Raw genomic sequence first — 18,521 nt, 5'->3', positions numbered from 1 at the left:
TTCTAATTTGATTGCTGCAGAATACGTTGCACGTTTTAATTTCGTCATTTTTTCACCCAAATTTGTATGCTTATCAGCATAACATTTCTTTCTTAATGGGTGGCCAAAATTAATTTACCACTACATCAGCCATGTACTCAACTTGCCAATGGAGTGAATAGGGCTAGTGCACATATGCCTTCTGTTGTAACACACTGAAAGTGTTGTTAATTTGCCAATGGAGATTACATAAATTAAATCGGTATTAGTTTCTTCTGATGGAGCAATTTTCACCTTTAAATTAACCAGTTGGCTTTAAACAGTAATACCATTAATTGATGGCCATATCTTCAAGTTTGACAATTAGGCGCTACTTTTTCTCACTAAAATAACCCAGATTTCTAAATGTATTCATTTCAAGGATAAAAAGCCTATTCCAATGTCACTAGTAAGCACAGCAAATCTACTTTTTGCTGTTTATTTAAAGTACTATGTTGGAATCGAGTTTTATATGTCATTCACAAAAGGACATAAACCAGTACGGAAATGGCTTGCTTTAGAAGCAATAAAGCATCTTGAATTAAGCATGAAAGGAACAGGTAAAATTTAGAGTAAAAGCACAATTTATTCCTAACAAGCGATTACTGGCTAGGTGTTGTCAACTTCGGTACTTGGATGGTAGGCCAATGTCGCTAATTATGTAATGATAATACAGTGTCATACTTTAAATAACCTCCTAACTTTATAGTAATCAGGAAAATGTAAAATCGCAGGATTTTATAGACATACAGTAGGAAGTATCAATATCTTGATGAGTACTATCTATATGTAGACAACATCCCAAATATCATCATTAATAGTTAACTTATTAAATCTATCTTCTTCTACAGCAAAAGCTAATAAATGTGTTGGTCTAGAAAAACCCACATATAACATTTTAGAATATTTTTTTATGCTGCCTATTTTTGTATTTAACTTTTTTATTTCAGTTGTTCGTTTACCACTACCTTTTTTTCTTTTTTCATTTAATGAAACAATTTCGAGTTCAAGTCTGGCAATCTTATCCTCTATACCTTCAATCAACTCCAAACTACTTAAACCACTAAAAACCTCACTCATTTGGGTGGATTCATATTCACTATAATAAAAAGACTCTAAATATAATGTAGCTAAATGAGTTTGACCTTTAACGCCATGTACAGTGTTAAACATTAATTTACTTTCTTCGGCTTTAGTAATTGCTGAAACATCACCAACCATATAGTTATCATATAAAAAATTACTACATGGCGTATATTCAGAGAATAACTCACTAAAAATTGAAACAATATAAACTTGTAGTTCAACTAATACATCCTTATCGTTGCCCCTAATTACTTTGATTGACCACTTGTAAATGTTTTTTTCAAATGTTACTTCTTTTTCATCTAAAAGTGATTTTTCTAGCAGCAACTTTCTAAAAGTCGATTCTTTAAAAAAATTCCCCTCACCATCTTTTATCTTCGCTATTCTAAGTGATTTAAGAATTGCATTTATAATATTTGAAGCAATTGGCTTTAAACTGTCATTCATCTGTTCAAAGCAAATTAAATACTCTGTTAAACAGTTATACTCGCTTTTGGTTTTTTTTTGCTGACGACTGTAATTTGGATAGTAACTAGGTAGCGTAATTTGTGTTTCATCGTCTTTTTTTCTAGTGACCCATGCAACAACGGATATCGCTTTTGAGCAGATTTCTGGGAATAAACCTTCTTTTGTTAATTTATTAATTATTGATGTGTAGCGCTCTATTAATTGTTCTTTATTAGCAAGGGTATAAACAAATAATATAGGCTTGATTTGACTATCGGAATTTAAACCCACTATAGTAGATTTTGTTAAACTAAATTTATTTGTGAGGCTGGCATTTAGGGGGGATAGGCGATGACTACCAGTGATATTTTTAATTGTTTCTCTGTCTATCCAAATTTGATCTAATTTAATCTCACCATTAAAAATTGCCTGATTTTTATCACCAATACGCTGGTATACAGATTTAGAACCACCACCATCAAAGAATAACATTTCCAAAAGTTGATATTGATGTTTATCCATATCTTGCATTTCATCTACAAAAACGTAAGAAAAACGGCGCTGAATAATATTGATTACCTGTGGCTTAGCAAATAAATATTTATAAGCTAAAGCATAGGCATCATCAAAGTGTAGATAGCCTTCTTCAAGAACTTTCCACTTTAATTTGAATAAATAATCTAAAATATCTGACTTTTCTTTATCTGAATAATCTTGATAGTTTCTCGAATTCGGTTTTGGCTTATTTATTTCTAAATCAGAACCATTTATTGTACAGACTAAGTTTGTACAATAGGGTTCTGGTGAAAAACGATAATTAAATATCTTTGATTCATTACAGGAAAAAATATATTTAACTTTTCTGAAAGTCTCTCTTTGACTAAGTGAATCGATAGTTAATTTATTTTTTATTTGTTGAGCATATGCTTGGTCACATATTCTAGTAATGTCATTTCCAAAGCTTTGCTTAAAATAAGGTTTAGCTAAAAACTCATTAACAAAACTTTGTATTGTCCCAATAAAATTTGGATATGAGAATAGTTTTGGGCAATAAGCTCCAATGCGACTTTTTATTTCATCAATTGCCGCATTTGTGTGAGATATTACTAGAACGCCAGAACCATTTTTGAAAGGCATATAGCGCTCAAATATCAATAGTTTTGCTAATAGAACAGTTGTCTTCCCACTACCTGGGACGGCTTGTAAATCAAGCGTATTTAAGTCTTTTAAGAACTCAACTCGTTCATCATCGAATTTTTGTCCTGCTTTTAATAAGATAGATTCAGCATATTCAATATCCTCATCAGTAATACTAATTACAGACATATTTAATTGCCCCCAGAAGAGAAGCAATTGGCTGATCTGTTATTTCTAGTTTTATTGAATCATCATAATTATCTGAGGTAGGATCGATAAAATTAGCTAATAAGTAAGAAAACTCAGGTTTTTTAATCGACTTCCCTAACAATTTTCTAGCCAGTTCGCTTTCATATTTAGTTTTATCTATTTGAGGGAACATGTTACTTAATATCAATTTCACACTACTGCCTAAAGTATTAGAAACAAGTAAGCTATACTCTAATGTCCATTTTTCAGTGACAAATGCACGAGTAGATTGATTATTAAAGTTTTTTTCTATTTCTTTTTTCTTGAGTAAGGATTTGTCTACAACATCATCTATATTGCTCTTCTGATAATCGTAAACATTATTCTTTCCACTTTTTTCAGGTTTACCTTCATGATCTAGTCGCAATATTTTTTCATAAGCGGGCACATCAACATCGGTGATAATAGCAACAGGTAAATTTAGATAGGGCTCTTCTCTTCTTAAAAAGACCTTCGCAAATTTTATAAACTCAGCACTAGCAACATTTACAATAGAAACACCTGCTTCTGTTAAATCTTTAGTAATTAAACCATCTTCTTTCATTTTTCTAGCAAGGGCGGGGATGAGTATTTCTTCAGACCAACCTTCAACCATAATCACACCTTTCGCAAAAAACAGGTTTGCTTTAGTCGTGTCTAAAAATCGCTCTAAATGTTTATAATCATCAGGATCTAATAATGTACGTTTATTGTTTAAGGGATAAGCATTTTTACTATGACAAATAATAATGTTTTCGAGTTTTACTTTCGATGCTAAATTGGGACTATGTGTGGTTAAAATTAGCTGTATACCACTCTTGTTTTGTAATGCTTCAATTACTTTCATCTGCGCTTGAGGATGAAGATGTGCTTCTAGCTCTTCTATCAATCCTAACCTTAAGCCGGTCCAATTATCTTTCTCTAGATGTAGTAATTCCGTCGCCATAAAAAGCTTATTCATCGTACCAAGGCCAGGGTTTATTTGACCTAGAATTTGTAATTCTAACTTTTCTAAAATCGATTTTAAATTTGCGTTAGTTACATCAAAATTAGTCGCATGATTTTCATCAATAAATAATTTGACGAATGTATCAATTTTATCTTTTAATTCTTTGCCTTTTATATCATCTTTTATACTATTGCCTTTGGCATCTAGGCCCTCAAAATATGCAGCAACATTTTCGTTAAACTCTTTAAAGAGAGTAACTAATCGATGCTCTTCTTTATTTTCAAAAGCCTCATGTGTTTGAAGGATATTTGATAGCCTAGAATTTTTCTTAGGGGTTAAGTCAAGATTAGCATCACGAAGTGGCTTCAAATAAGTCGCTTTAAGGTATTCACGAGCAGCAGCTTTTAGCGGTGTACCTTGACTGTCAACTCCTGCACATATGTCGGCGGGTAAAATGCGTTGAGCAGTCCTTGAAACATCGTAAATCACTTTTAGATACGGCTTTGTTTTATCGCCTTTCCCCTCAAAACCAAGCCATTCAGTAAAGTGAAAAGCTTCTTCTTCCATATCTTCAAAACGAAGCTCTATTCTAAATCTGTTTGATGAATCAAAGAAATCATCTTCCTCTAATTTAATCCATTCATAACTATGTGTCTTCAATACTAATTTAATGGCATCAATTATAGCCGTTTTACCTGAATCATTCTCGCCAATAAGAATGTTTAGACCTTTAGTAAAGTTCAAATCTAAATTAGGGTTGTTTAAGTCTATTTCATTTGAAGAGCCATATTTCCTAAAGTTCCATATTTTAATATTTGCTAAAAACATAGTTGTTTATCCCTGCGAAATTTTTGTATTTATACACTTATGACTAACCCCCAAACTATTAATCATTTGGATCTTCTATATCTTGCGCTTTAATTAATTCTTGCATCCGTTTTGAATTAAACTGGGACATAGTATTAGCTTGTAACCTAGCCTGTTCGTTTATACTTAATATATCAATACGACCGTTAGGAAGAAGGCGAACTTCATCAAGTCCAGTTGAGAATGGGTTTTGGTACTTACCTCTTCTGATTTGTTCATTTAATACATGGAAGCGATGTTCAAATTCGTCACGTGTTGAAGGAGTATTCATGGTTTCAATATTATTCATAATTAGAGTCCCATTCCGCGTTGTATGCCAATAACCTCACCATTAACTTTAAACACCCAAGCTAAATTAAAACCATTGGGTAAGCGAAGTTTTTCTCGTTTAATTTCTAATGAACACCCTTCAATATTTGGTTCTCCAAGTGTATTTTGGTTAGAAGAACGACCTTCTTTCCAGTTACTTCTAATGAAATCGCAATCTTGAGCATTAATCATTTTTACAAAAGCTTTTGTTGGAATCGCAGGTGTATAAATCCCAAGAAATACATAGTCAGGATCAATTCGATGAGAAATTTCATTACCTGGAATACTCGCATTAGTATCCGGACTCACTTTTGAAGAAAAAAGAGAACCATCTGTTGGAGGCGTAGCTTTATATCCCGAGTAACTCGAGGTCATAACAGCTGTGATTTCAATTTGAAGGCAGCTTTTAAGATCTTCACGATTTATCATTTCGTGATAGTTTAAGAGAACAGAACCGGTGTTATTAATGACACTTTTTGGATCACATTCGTTAGAAAGAACCTCGATAATTTTATTAGACCTAGACTTCTTTCCTGAGACAGAAGTTAACGATAGTTTGGAAGGGTTAAACACTCTAAGAATTGACTCTAAAATTAAAAAGTTATTCCTATTATTGCTATGAAATAAGGCGATATTTAATGCAAAGCGAACACTCCCTTCCCACCTATTTAAGCTTTGAGTTTTACTCACATTAAACCCTTGGGATACCATTTCTTCAAGTTGCCATGCTGTTTCAACGTTTAAAGGAGAACATACATTATTCATTTCATCTTCAAAGCATTTTATAAATTCATCATTTACGATATTTAGAATATACAATTCATCCCAAACTTCTTTTATGCAACTAGCCCAAGCAGGGAGGGATCTATTCTCATTTGAGGTACCTTTAATAACGCCTTTAGATTTAAGCAGTTCATCAATCTTAACTAATAAATTAGTAGCCGATTCAGCCCCTCTTGTAGAAGCTCTAGTAACAATACGGTGCAAAATAGCTAAGCGACTAATATGCCGACATTCTAGGATATTAGTAACATCAATATTAGGTTCAATTAGTTCCCATACTTCTAATGGCTTAGTAAGAGACATTCCATCAAATATACCGCAAAGCACATCAGGTCCATGTCCTTCTCGCATTGAAAAGGCTTCAGGTGCAAGGGTTTTATAATATGTATGGTCTTTGCTTAAAAGCCAAACCAACATATTCGCCGCTCTATCTTTACGGAACCATTTAGGATGATCAACAAGCCAAAGAATCAAATCTGATATTTCAAGTGATATGTCCTTTGTTTCGTCGCTTTCCAAAAATTGAAAACTATCTATTTCATCTTTTGCATCTCCGACCATTAGCCTAATATGTTCTAGAACACTATGAGCTAGAGAGGTGATATCTTCACCATTTATAATACTGCCACACCTATCTATCAAGTGTTCTGCAAGGCGCCATCTAGGTTCATAGCGCTCATCAAGTAATAAAGGGGCATACAGTTGACTTACTTTATCTGCATCTAAATTGTTACTTTGTATAATATCCATCAACTTACTAGCTTCGCCAGATAGGTTACCCCATATAGACCAACCTCCATCCTGTAAAACTTGCAAAGCGCTAACCGCTATGTTCCGAGCTTCAGTTATATTTCCTCTTTTAATTTTTGATTTAGCAGTAGACAACAGCCGACTTGATTCTTTAGTAGCAGATCTTCGGCCAAATGTTCCAGGCATAAAGAGCATATCGTCATCAACTTCTTCAACACCTTTATCTACTTTTGATTCGGAATGCCTAATATGCGACTCATTAACTTTACCTGTTGGGAGCCCTTCGAATAAGACTGAAAAATTATTGTGAAATATTTTATCAAGTTCATTTTGAAAAGAACTCAAAAATTTGTTTTGTTGTGAATAAGATAGCTCAGAAGAAATTAACAACGTCACTCTATTTTTCATTTCTAAAATAACTTCAGAATCATCACCAAATGAATTAACTAATCCAGCAAACTCCTTAGCAAACTGGTCGGTATACCTTTCATCTCCAAACAAATAAATTTCAAGTAAGGCCCAACGTAAACGCCAATCTGCATCTATTGCATTATGTACAAGTTTAAAAATTGCATCCTGTTCATCCAACGCGCCCCCTGGATATCGCATACCAGTTAAATAGTCGATCCTATCAATTTCACCTTTAGTAGCTTCAATCAAAAGCTCAGGTAAAGTTCCGCAAGTCTCTTTCTTGAAGTATCCAATTGCTTGAGCGTACTTTTTATGACGTACCAGTTCCCCTATAAATTCTGCTTTTTCATACCTAACAAATCGCTGAAAAGTCATTTCACCGGATGCTTTATCCAATAAACCGGCTACTTTAGGTATGATTTTTTGATCATAATCTAAGCTCTTGGTGCTACTGATAAGGCTTAACATCAATCCAAATTGATCTTCTTTATACCAATTGGGGCCCATAGAAACATTGAGCGCTTTTTGATACAGCTCTTCTGCGATTTCATTAGAGTCAATTTTAACAAATAAAGGGATAAGCGTAAGTAACTCAGGGACTAATTCATGCCTATTAGCGAGGTTATCAACTATGAAGTTCTTCCAATTATTCAGTATTTCAAAGACTTGATCATTTACAGTGCTCGTGATTTCGATAGATGTAAATTCGTTTATCACTGAAAATAATGCAGCTCGAAAGCCTTCTGAATATATTCCTAACTGAGAACTAAAGTTCTCACCTATATAATTTAAAAATGATAGTGACTTTTCTGGGAAACAATCTAAATAAAGCTCAGAAAGCTTTTTATATATGATGGGTACTAATTGTTCAGGGATTGAATAGCTGTTCTCCCATGACGCTCTTTCTTTAAGTGAAAACGCTAGCGGTAAAAGAACTTGAGATTGTATGTTTTCAATAGCAATTTTGAGTAAGTTTTCGTTGTTTTCTGCTTTACCTCGCAGGGCCGTGCCTTCACACCAATACAATGCGCTGAGTATCAATTCAAGAGAATTCAGCCAATTACTTTTACCCCAACCATTAAACTGAGGACAATCTACACTATCAGATAAAAAGGTAGCAATTCGCCAATTACATGCACCTTGGAATATCTGTTGGTGTTCAAGTTCAACTCCATCATCATTTAATATTTTAATTTGCGTTGGCTTAGGCTCATCCTCGTTCATATTTTCAATAAGTGATACTGGTGCGCCTACTTGTATAAGCATATCTATATCTTGCTGGGGGAGTTGTTTATTGATGTATAAAGCAGATACGAGTGCTTCATTTATATCTGAAAATATCTCTGGTAAACATTTGCATTTTTTTGTTTTTTGAAAGCTATCAAACCAATCCAAACTGTTTTTCAGAGTGGAAATCAATAATTCCAGCAAATTTTCAGGAGCTTTGACTCCGCTTTTCTTTAATCCGGTTAAACCTAAATACCTCTCTAAGATACATAAATTAAAGCTTGGGATAATACATTGTAAAGCAGCTGAGATTTGGAGAAAACTTTCATATGACAAGTCCTCTGTATTAGTTCGAATGATTTGAAATGCCTGCATAAGAAAATTTATAGCTTGATAATTATCAGGGGCTTCATTAACTAAACTTAATAAAAGAAGGCTTCGAATTCGGTATTCGCATAAAGTAATGTAATCATTAAGTTGATGTCCTTGCGAAGTCAGTACTCCCTCAATGGATTCATCTAATAGAGTCAGTAACTCTTTAGCTTCCTTTATGTATGCTTTATCAAGTAAAAAAACAACTATTCTAAAAGTTTCATCAGGACTGATAATTAAAGTATTAAATCTAATGGTATGTTGAATAGCTTCTTGGGGTTTACCTAAAGCAATTAATGCCTCTGCAATCAACGAGGCTGATTGAGTAAAAAGAGTATTATATCGAAAGTTAACACGATGAGAGAGCAACAACATTCTGATAATATCAACAGTAGACCCACATTCTGTGACTGCCGTTAGTACATTTTCAATGTCAAATAGTAATGTGTCAGGCTTAACTCCAATTGTAACGCATTGATCAACCCATGATTGGTCACACTTTTTAATTGCCTTTAAATAACCTTCGTGTCCTGAAAGAAGAAGGTGATATACAGAATTTAAAGCACAATATTTTAGATCACTATTATCAATACAAAACTTTGCAATCCTTTCCTCAACATCCTGATTAAGTTGATTTGTCTTTTCTATTAAAAACTCAGCAAACGATGAATGATAAATTGTTGTTGTCTCAGAGTTCGCTAATAAGTGGCGAACCCTACTTAATGTTGGGATTAAAACGGTACGTTCTGATGCACTTAGAATTTTGGGTAATTCTTCAATATTTATACTACTTCGCAAGCGTGAGAGTATGGCTAAGAGGTTAACGGCCTCTTGATCTTGAAGTAGTTTTAGCCATAACTTCTCGTAATATTCCCCAACAGCTCCAGAAAACTCAGGGAATTCGTTTAGATCTTCTAAGTCGGAACAGTTATTTACAAATTCAATTAAATACCTAAGATACAGAGGGTGCCCTTGAGCTTTATCACAAACGATTTTTATTATTGATGTAGTTGCGCGTTCTTCTTTAAGCTCTTTCCAACAATAGCGTCTAACAACGTTACGTTTTAAACTTGGTAGTTCTATTTTATTTTCCGTATCTACTCGCCCATTTAAGTAGGATGAAATATTTTCAAAATTTGGGGCTGTAAGTACAATAGTTACTCCTTCTGGCAGATTTATAGGGAGTAGTCCTATAAACAGAGAAAACTGTTCTTCGCTAATTTCTGAGGCTTCATTTAAACCATCAATAAATATAAGCCCTTGTCGACCTTGTGATAAACAATAACCGCCAAATTCATTAAGAAGTTTTGATGTTTTTTCTATCAAGACGGGATAAGACAAATCTTCCTTACGTGACGTCTTTCCACTTAACTTAATTGATATTGTGGTAGATAACCAATCAAGCAATACAGTGGGTTGAATTCTATGGCTTGCTCCTAATTCATCCTTAACAGAAGACAGGCTATAACAGCCTAGCATATCTAGAGAAGAGTCTAGGGGTTGGAAGTTATTACAATAACTCGACTTGCCTATACCATTTGAACCACTAAGAAATATATATTTCCCATCAGCATTTTTAACTTTCTCCTCAAATGCTAATTGGAATTCCTTACGTTGAATCAATAAGTCATTTGACTCAGATTTACTTTGTTTTATCTGAATACTATTCTGTTCAAGAAACTCTGTTATTGTAAATGCACTAATAGCACCAATTGTTTTATCAACTTTTAAACGGATGAGGCCTCTACATACATCATCACAAATTAAGGCTGCGCCAGATAATCCGTCATATTTTGTTAGGGTAACATCTTGTTTAATTTCTAAATCAATATCGATTTTTAATTTTGGCTCATTAAGCGTTTGTAATATGTTTCCGGAAACTCGGTGACCAAAAGCTCTTTTGATGATAGGAAAGCCATATGCATACCATTCTTCTCCCTCTGTAGGCATTGTGTCGCCAAACTTCATCGGAGTAATGTCTACAATTTTCGAGATAGATAAAAGGCATAAATCATACTCTTCGCTAACTGAAACAACTTTTGCAACTAAACTATCTGGATGCTCAGGGAAAGCTAACTTTATTTCAATTTCATCGGTAATAGATGCTATTACACAATGGCGAGCTGTGAGCACCATACTTTCTGAAACTAAAAATCCAGTTCCTAGCTCATTACCACAATCAACTTTACAAGTTGAAGCTTTAACAAAATTTTCTATCATAATATTTCCGAAGTCAGATCAATCCAATTATTTGCAGTTTCATGAACAGTAAAACAAGCACCACTCTTTGATTTGTAGTTTTTCATAAATGTAGATGCTGGGGTGGGGTAACTAAAATAAAGACGTCGCGTAAACTTACTTGTTCTATCAACAATTTCCTTCAATACTTCAATATCAGGGTGATCATGATGATTGCCATTAGAAGAAATAAAATAGGATGTGGCATCAATTAATTCCAAAAGTGATGTGCTCGTATTATGCAGACTTCCATGATGTGATATTTTAATAGCTTGAAATAGTAACTTATTTGTATTGGTTTTAAGTTCCTTAATTTTTATTTCAATATCTTCTGACCATGCATCACCAAGAAAAAGTAACATGGTAGAGCCAATTTCAGCAATAAAAGCTACTGAGCTGGAGTTAGTAATAGATAAGTCAGGGGAATAAACATCTTTAAGGAAGTTAGTGCTAGAACCGCTAACCTGACTAATTACATCTTTTTCCTTTTTTGTATAATTTCTATTGAAAAGATTTTTTGCACATAAAAACTCGAATGCATCGTCAAAGATAATATCCTCAGTAACCCCTCCGATAATACCTATCCTTTGTAACTCCTTTAGCCACCATTTTCTTAATTCATTTAATCGTTCAATTGAGGGGCCAAGAAGCTTCAAACTTGCATTACTATTTAATTTTATTATCGGGAAACTATCACAATTAATACTCTGACTTCCGTCAGAAAAATTCCAATTATATTTACCCGCTAGTAATAATGCAGCTAATGAGCTTCCTTGCCGAGCACTGATTTCTTCCTCTGTTTTATTTTCAGATATTGGATATCCTTGATGATTTATTTCTTTTAACAACTCTAAATCATCATTTCGAATAAGATCCGCTCTCAATGAATTTAAACTTCGAACACTATTATGTATAACATTAAGCACTGGTATTATCTTCGATTTAGTAGAACAACCATTAGACTTAAAAAATTCAATAAGGCCTAGAATATGATCCGCATCTATATGTGTTGCCACTACTAAATTTAAGGAGCAGCCTTTCAATGCAAGTTCTTTTAAATCGGAAGAAATGTATTTATTGTATGTACTTGCATAGCCGCCATCTATCAAAATATTTATGGGCTCTGGCACGTTTGCTGAAATTAAAAAAGCATCTCCATTTTTTGCAGGGTACATTTTTAATTTTACTGAATTACTGTTCATTAAATCTTCCAAGCTGATTTGAGACTTCACTTTCTATTGAATTATTATGGCATAACAAATTGAAATTTAAGTGAATCTGTTTTTACAAAAATGAATCGTTTTGGTTAAATTGATTGTAAGTTAACTTAAATCGATTTTATGCTTTAGTATGGAGTTCTAGTTAATTCAATTTGTAATTGATTCTAAAGCTATTATTTTAGATAGTCACAGATAAATCAATGTATCATTCTATATCTATAATTATCATAAAATTATCAGTTTCAGTTTTTTCTCTATCTTCTATTATTTGGATAGACAATCAACCTATAGGAGAAAGAACATGTCTAATCAAAATAATAACCACAAAGCTAACCAAGGAAATAGTAATAAAGGCACTTCAGGTAATAACCCTGCATACGCTAAAGTCCAAGGGAATCGTGGTAAGCAAATGAACCCAAACCAGGGTAAGTAACCAGGAATGGGGAAGCAGGTGATTATTCATCTGCTTCATTTTAAGGATAATTATGGAAGCAACAACAAACTCAAAAAAGAATAAGAGAAAGTTCAAACAAACCAAGCAGCTAATAAGACTGGCACTAAATGATGGTTGGACTCAAAATGAAATTAAAGATGCCTGTAGGGTTCAACAATCAATTGTGAGTGGATGGAATAGTGGCTCTAAACAAGGCACTGAACAGCAACTAAAACCCTTACTTGAAATTTATGGTCATAAATTAAGAAGAAACTCTTTTCGTGTTTATTGGAATATCGTTCCTGAGACAAATTCAAAAAATTTCTATAAAGTTGAAGGAAAGGTGATATTAAGCCAAGCATTTTTTGATGCTAGACGAGTTAAGTCTCAGTTACTAAAAAAGATTCCTCAGCTTAAGATTGTTATCCATCATCAGGGTAACAACAAGTTCAGAGTTGTGTATCAAAGTCGCCTAATGTTTCAAAATACAAATGCCGAATTAGAATCAACAGTTGAAGACGCTATTTGGGGGGCGGTTGTTTCTGAGCAATTTAGCCTATCAGAGCTGCTAACTGCTATTGATACATTTTCAGAAACTACTTTAGCTAAGTACCCTAGCGATGCTAATACATTGCCATTTATAGTAAGACAAGCTTTGCTAAATCATGGGTTTGGTATTGACGGAGTTGTTGAATTCCCTGCTATTTGGTAAATTAGTGAGACCCCCATAGGAAACTGGCACCTTAACGCCAAAATATGTGGATAAACCACATCAGTTTGAAGCACCTGTATTGGTAAGCCCTGTGACTAGCCAGTTTGCTACCGCAGCGCTATTCAAACATTTTTAGGAGCGCATTGTTATTGCTTTCATTAAGCTAGGTCAAAGGTACTGCTGATTAGCCGAAAAATACCATGTGATTACGGGATAGGGTGGGTAGGAAAGCCAGCCGTCACTTTGTGGCCGCTGGCTTTTCGATATTCTAATATTGAAAGTTACTTATTCTTACGCCAGCTATTAGCGTTGTTAACTTGTTTCTTGCTTGCAGAAACTAAAGCCTCACTTTCTCTTACGGGCAAACTTTATTGTCATTTTCTCTCTTACGGGCAAACTTTATTGTCGCTGCACAAAGTTTAGGCTATAAACCCATTTAAGTAAGTTGATTGAGCTATAACGGTTGAATCGTTATCGCTAACACATACTTTATTGCGTCCATTATTTTTAGCCTTATATAGCGCTGTATCAGCCCGCTCCAGTAGTTTTAGCACTGTATCGTCTTTTTGTATCGTTGCTAATCCAATACTTATAGTAAATGCTACATTTGTAACTGTGTTTTCGGCAATATACTTTCTCAGGTCATCGGCTTTTTTAGCGCTATCATTTAAAGAGGTGTTGGATAAAATAATAGTGAATTCTTCTCCACCCCATCGCGCAATAAGTGCGTCATTTCCCATACGGCTTTTTAATATTTTTGCAAATTCAGTTAGCACGTTATCACCAACCAAATGCCCGTAGGTATCGTTTATATTTTTGAAGTGATCTATATCGCAAATAAGTAAGCAATGTGGGGTTTTAAAAACGTCATTTTTAGCAATTAACTGTGATAATTCAAAATCAAATTTTTGCCTGTTATAAAGCCCCGTTAACTTATCGGTTTCTGCTAAGTGTTGAATTTCTAAGTTACGGATAGATAATCGAGTGTATGCCGAAAACCGTGTTTTTTCGTAAAACCTAAAAATTAAAATATGAGCAAGGCTTACCTCTATAAGATTAAATAAAGAGCCTAAGCCAATTGTTACAGTTTGCTGTTGTTGTAAATACACAAGATACGCACAAATAGCAAAAGCGACTGCACTAAATAGGCTTCCCCAGTTTTTTCCAACTAAAAAAAATGTGAATGGCGGAATAAGCGTGGCCCAAAATAAAGAGTGGGCATGGCCACCAACTGAAATCACAAACATTAAAATTAAACTAACAATCATCAATGTAACGGCCCAAGAGGCTACATTTACATTAGCTGTTTTATTAAACCAAATACAAATACCGAGCGATATAAAAAGGCCAAAAGCATCAATAAGCGCTATTTCGTAGCTTGCAAAATAAAAGAGATTGAGCAGGGTTAAAACTAAAAAGTAACATGTAGTTATTAGCAAGGAGTGGGCTATTAAGCGAGTGCGCCAAAAGTCCTTGTGATCTTTAGGGTACTGTGGAAACTCTTTGTACCAAAAACTTAGCATAATGAGCGACTCTTTAACCTCTGAATTTAGTGATTATTACTTATATTAGGCTTTTATTATAGTTTTTTACTTTGATTAAAACGCTTATATACGGTGGTGTTTATAAAAGTTTAAAGATCATTACAGCATTTTTCAAAGGTATGAAGGACTAGGTAGTGACTGATTACTTAAATGTAATATGCCTCGCCTTGATTTAATTGACGCAGAGCTCGCCGTTATCGCTTACGTAGAGCTCTGAATAAATGCTATATCTATTCCTCTATAAATGCCTCGCCTTGTGTCATCCACTTAGCAGCAGGTTTGCCTTTTAAGTAATGATCAAAGTACTGCATCATACGTACTGAAAAATCGACCTGATTAGGAAACTTTTTCAAGTGGTGTGGTTCACCTTCGTATTGTAAAAAGGTTGCATCTTTACCTGCGCGGCGAAGCGCTAAGTAGTACTGCACGCCTTCGTGCCAAGGCACTGCATCGTCTTTATCGCCAAACATAATTAAAATAGGGGTATTTACTTTATCTGCAAAAAACACCGGTGAGTTTTCTATGTACAGATCTGGTGCTTCAAATAAGTTTTTACCTATACGGCTTTGCCCTGTTTCGTATTGAAACTGACGAGCAAGACCTGATTTTAAACGTATGCCACTGTAAGCACTTGTCATGTTTGATACTGGCGCGCCAGATACAACCGCTTTAAACATATCTGTTTGGGTTATCATAAACGCACTTTGATAGCCTGCCCAAGAGTGACCTTGTAAGCCTATTTTATCTGGGTCGGCTATGCCTAAATCTATTAATTTTTGGGTGGCGTTTATCATGGTTTGCGTTGACGATTTACCCGGGTGACCTATTTCAAAACGAATGTCAGGTAAAAATACCGCATAACCGTTTGAGGTAAACATAGGGAAATTAGGGCGATGGTTTAATTCCATTTTTGGAAAATCAAACATACGCTGGCTCATGTAACGGTAAAAATACACAACCACAGGTACTTTATCGCCTTTTTTATATCCCGCTGGTTTTATTAGTACACCTTGTAAATCTTCACCGTCAAAGCCTTTATAGCTTATTAGTTCTGGCTTTTCGCCCCAGGCAAAATTACTAATTTGTGGGTTTAGGTTGGTCACTTGTTTTGGTGAACTAAAGCTAAAATCTGTTTGGTAGTAATCAGGAAATTGGCTATAAGTTTGCGAGGTAAATAAGTACTTGTCAGCCTTTTTGGCTTTTTTAACCATATCAAAGCGTTTATTACCGCTAAGCACCTTAGTTAGTGTGTTAGTGGTTAAGTCGAGCTTTGCAACTTCGCTTTGTTTAGTTTGTAAGTTAATAGCAGAGACAAGTAATGTATCGCCTTTTTTAAAGCCCACTTGGGTTTTATCAAGCTTAATAACACGGTACTGCGTATTGCTTTGCTTACCATTAGTTAGGCGTTTAGCTTGCTGCGTTTTTACATCAAACGCCCAAATATCGTATTTACTATAAGCAAGCACTTGGCTGCTATCGGTCATCCAACCTGCAAAACCATAACCAGGTTGAGTAGATGGGTAGTCGTGTTTATCATCAGCAAAGGTTGCCTGAATCGCTTTTGTAAGCGGTGTTACTTTATTATTTTTTAAATCTTTTAACTGTATTTGGCTATCGCTAAAATAAGCTGCAAACTCACCATTAGGGGCAAGGCTCGGTCTAAACGGGTAGTTACTTATAATTGGAGTTTGTTTACCGGTATTTATATTTACTGCAAAGTAATCAGCAAAAAAACCGCCGTACATTATTTTTTCTAGGTAGGGGATGTTAGATGAGCCAAGTAAAGACACATCTCGCTGAGGGTTTAGTGCAACCTCAGGCATGTTTGGTGTACTAAGTTGCGCAACTTTTTGCGAGTTAACGTGATACACCGCACTGTAATGGCGATTTTTATTAACTTCGTTCCATTGTTGCTCTTCACGTGGTTTTATTTGCGCATCGTTGTTGTGCCATACATTAAGACCTTTATGCTCACGTATGGTATCAAAGTCGTACAGTGAGGCTTCGTCGGTATATTCTTTAGTTTTTACTTTAGCTGCTAATTTAGGATGGTTTTCAAAATATAAGCGCTCGCCATTTTCTGACCATTCAAGGGTGGCTGTTTTCCCTAACGTCCATGCTTTATTAGGTGAATCTATAGTTGAGAGCTTCTCGTTTTTATATAGCTGTAAAGTGTAGCTTCGGCGGCGCGTGTCATCATTTACATAGTTACCCAATGTAAACGCTGCAATATTGTCAGTGGGGTGCCACGCTATTTTATTTGCGATTACGCCCGGTTCATCAATTAATACGCTGCTATTAAAGTCACTGAGCTCAATTAACGCTATTTGGTTGTTATTACCATCGCTGTAACTTTGACTCACTAATAGCTGGCTGTTAGCTGAGTTAATAGCGTAGCTAAATACGTTTTCTATTGTATGGGTGCGTTTATCAGATAAATTTACGATAACAAGCGCATAGCTCTTATCTTTTTTATCGGGCGTGATAGCGTTGTCTTCTTCGTTTTTAGTGCTATCGGTTTTATCTTCTACTTTTGCGTCATCGTCTTTTTTATTTAAACGATAAGCAAGCCACATACCGTCATTAGATAACGTGTAATCTTTTACATCAGCAAAGCTTTGTTGGGCACCTGATTGTGTGTTTACGAGTACCAAGTTATTTTTAAGGGTGTCTTTTTTCTTAGTTGTTTCTTTTTCAAGTAAGGTAGGTACTTGTGTAAAAGCGACCCAGTTAGCGGCTTTGTTAATATGAGGCTTAGTGCCGCGTTCTACTTCTGCGATGAGTGTATTGCTTTGTAGTGAGTAAACTTGACCAGTTGCATTTCCACGATACGGCGTTGCACTAAAAGTGAGTACTTGACCATTGTCAGATAGTTGTGTGCTTTTAGCTGATTTAAAACTAAATACGTCTTTAAATTGTAGCGATTCTTTGGCGTGTATGCCGGTGCTAGTTAAGCTGGCAATGAGTGCCGTGCTTAATAAGGTGAGTTTTGTTTTCATTATTGATTCTCGTATTATGACATTGTTTCATTGTAACGAGTTTGGTTCATAATTCGAGCGGATCAGATAAATGGCAGCTACATACGACAAAACGACCCGTAGGTCGTTTTTTAGTATTCAATTTATTAATTTAGCAAAAAATTACAGCCAAATTTTTTGTAGCTCAAGCCACTGTTTTTCAAATTGAACACTTGGTTTTGCTTTAAAGTCGCTACGTACAAACTGATTCATTTTGCCTTCAACGTAGGCGAGTAAAAAGTTTGCAAGTGTAAGCTCATCACTTTGAAAGTTTTTACCTTCACGTAATTTACGCTCACGAAGTACTTGTTTAAACTGAGTTTCTAGTTTTTCAAACAAGGTTTGTACACGTTCTCGCAAACGTTCTTGCTCACCTTGCAGAGCATCACCCGTTAAAATACGAGTAATACCTGGGTTTTTTTCAGCAAAGGTTAGAAGTAATAATAGAATGTTATAAATGCGCGTTTGGCTTTCTTTTTCGTTTTCAATAATAATATTTATACGAGATAAAAGGGTATCTTCAATAAACTCAATTAAGCCCTCAAACATACGCGCTTTGCTCGGAAAGTGACGGTATAGCGCGGCTTCAGACACACCCACCTCAGCAGCTAGTTTTGCTGTAGTGATGCGTTGGCCTAAATTAGTTTCTAACATTTGTGCGAGTGCTTGCAGTATTTGCTCTTTGCGATTACTTCTTTTTGTCGCAGGCATGAACATTCCTTTTTATTAGTTATTCTTAGTGGCGCAGTTAAGAACCCTAGTCATTTTTTGTT

At 34.9% G+C, this 18,521-nt stretch carries 10 protein-coding genes; 2 read left to right on the top strand and 8 right to left on the bottom strand.

From position 1 onward, the window contains the following. Positions 1-801: 801 nt before the first annotated feature. From H5116_RS16320 to avs1a, 5 genes are read right to left on the bottom strand one after another with little or no spacing between them, the layout of a single operon-like run. The gene (locus H5116_RS16320) at positions 802-2,877 is read right to left on the bottom strand and encodes a UvrD-helicase domain-containing protein (RefSeq protein ID WP_182716638.1); all 2,076 of its coding nucleotides are present in this window, start codon (positions 2,875-2,877) and stop codon (positions 802-804) included. Continuing rightward, positions 2,864-4,693: an ATP-dependent endonuclease gene (locus tag H5116_RS16315; protein ID WP_182716637.1), complete on the bottom strand. Its 1,830-nt coding sequence runs from the start codon at positions 4,691-4,693 to the stop codon at positions 2,864-2,866. The genes H5116_RS16320 and H5116_RS16315 overlap by 14 nt, the downstream gene beginning before the upstream one ends. A gap of 58 nt (positions 4,694-4,751) precedes the next feature. Further along, entirely contained in the window at positions 4,752-5,021 is a 270-nt protein-coding gene (gene avs1c, locus H5116_RS16310) for an AVAST type 1 anti-phage system protein Avs1c (RefSeq protein ID WP_182716636.1), read from the bottom strand. 2 nt (positions 5,022-5,023) lie between these two features. Further along, positions 5,024-10,804 (bottom strand): AVAST type 1 anti-phage system protease Avs1b, encoded by a 5,781-nt coding sequence (gene avs1b / locus H5116_RS16305; protein WP_182716635.1) that lies wholly within the window; start codon positions 10,802-10,804, stop codon positions 5,024-5,026. Beyond that, complete coding sequence (avs1a, locus tag H5116_RS16300; RefSeq protein WP_182716634.1) at positions 10,801-12,024, bottom strand: AVAST type 1 anti-phage system MBL fold metallo-hydrolase Avs1a; 1,224 nt, start codon at positions 12,022-12,024, stop codon at positions 10,801-10,803. Before avs1a ends, avs1b begins: the two co-directional genes overlap by 4 nt. Before the next feature lie 319 nt (positions 12,025-12,343). Between avs1a and H5116_RS20410 the strand changes: the two genes are divergently transcribed. After that, positions 12,344-12,475, top strand: a complete 132-nt coding sequence (locus H5116_RS20410; protein ID WP_259398844.1) for a hypothetical protein — start codon at positions 12,344-12,346, stop codon at positions 12,473-12,475. A 52-nt stretch (positions 12,476-12,527) separates the two neighbouring features. Further along, positions 12,528-13,187: a hypothetical protein gene (locus H5116_RS16295; protein WP_182716633.1), complete on the top strand. Its 660-nt coding sequence runs from the start codon at positions 12,528-12,530 to the stop codon at positions 13,185-13,187. Between the two features lie 419 nt (positions 13,188-13,606). On the opposite strand, the gene H5116_RS16290 is transcribed toward H5116_RS16295, so the two are convergent. The 3 genes from H5116_RS16290 to slmA all read right to left on the bottom strand — a co-directional run bounded on the left by H5116_RS16290 (position 13,607) and on the right by slmA (position 18,459). After that, positions 13,607-14,710 (bottom strand): GGDEF domain-containing protein, encoded by a 1,104-nt coding sequence (locus H5116_RS16290; protein ID WP_182716632.1) that lies wholly within the window; start codon positions 14,708-14,710, stop codon positions 13,607-13,609. 251 nt (positions 14,711-14,961) lie between these two features. Beyond that, positions 14,962-17,730, bottom strand: a complete 2,769-nt coding sequence (locus tag H5116_RS16285) for a prolyl oligopeptidase family serine peptidase (RefSeq protein ID WP_182716631.1) — start codon at positions 17,728-17,730, stop codon at positions 14,962-14,964. Between the two features lie 141 nt (positions 17,731-17,871). After that, positions 17,872-18,459: a nucleoid occlusion factor SlmA gene (slmA, locus tag H5116_RS16280; protein WP_004335558.1), complete on the bottom strand. Its 588-nt coding sequence runs from the start codon at positions 18,457-18,459 to the stop codon at positions 17,872-17,874. Positions 18,460-18,521: the final 62 nt, after the last annotated feature.

This window comes from Pseudoalteromonas sp. SG45-2 (assembly GCF_014164115.1).
In the GTDB taxonomy this organism is placed as follows: Bacteria; Pseudomonadota; Gammaproteobacteria; order Enterobacterales; family Alteromonadaceae; genus Pseudoalteromonas; species Pseudoalteromonas distincta.
Note: the sequence above shows the minus strand (reverse complement) of the source record. Positions and strands in the feature narration are given on the sequence as shown.

Coding starts and splice junctions, on each gene's coding strand:
- H5116_RS16320 (WP_182716638.1), bottom strand. CDS start 2,877: ATGTCTGTAATTAGTATTACTGATGAGGATATTGAATATGCTGAATCT.
- H5116_RS16315 (WP_182716637.1), bottom strand. CDS start 4,693: ATGTTTTTAGCAAATATTAAAATATGGAACTTTAGGAAATATGGCTCT.
- avs1b (WP_182716635.1), bottom strand. CDS start 10,804: ATGATAGAAAATTTTGTTAAAGCTTCAACTTGTAAAGTTGATTGTGGT.
- slmA (WP_004335558.1), bottom strand. CDS start 18,459: ATGCCTGCGACAAAAAGAAGTAATCGCAAAGAGCAAATACTGCAAGCA.
- H5116_RS20410 (WP_259398844.1), top strand. CDS start 12,344: ATGTCTAATCAAAATAATAACCACAAAGCTAACCAAGGAAATAGTAAT.
- H5116_RS16285 (WP_182716631.1), bottom strand. CDS start 17,730: ATGAAAACAAAACTCACCTTATTAAGCACGGCACTCATTGCCAGCTTA.
- avs1a (WP_182716634.1), bottom strand. CDS start 12,024: ATGAACAGTAATTCAGTAAAATTAAAAATGTACCCTGCAAAAAATGGA.
- H5116_RS16295 (WP_182716633.1), top strand. CDS start 12,528: ATGGAAGCAACAACAAACTCAAAAAAGAATAAGAGAAAGTTCAAACAA.
- avs1c (WP_182716636.1), bottom strand. CDS start 5,021: ATGAATAATATTGAAACCATGAATACTCCTTCAACACGTGACGAATTT.
- H5116_RS16290 (WP_182716632.1), bottom strand. CDS start 14,710: ATGCTAAGTTTTTGGTACAAAGAGTTTCCACAGTACCCTAAAGATCAC.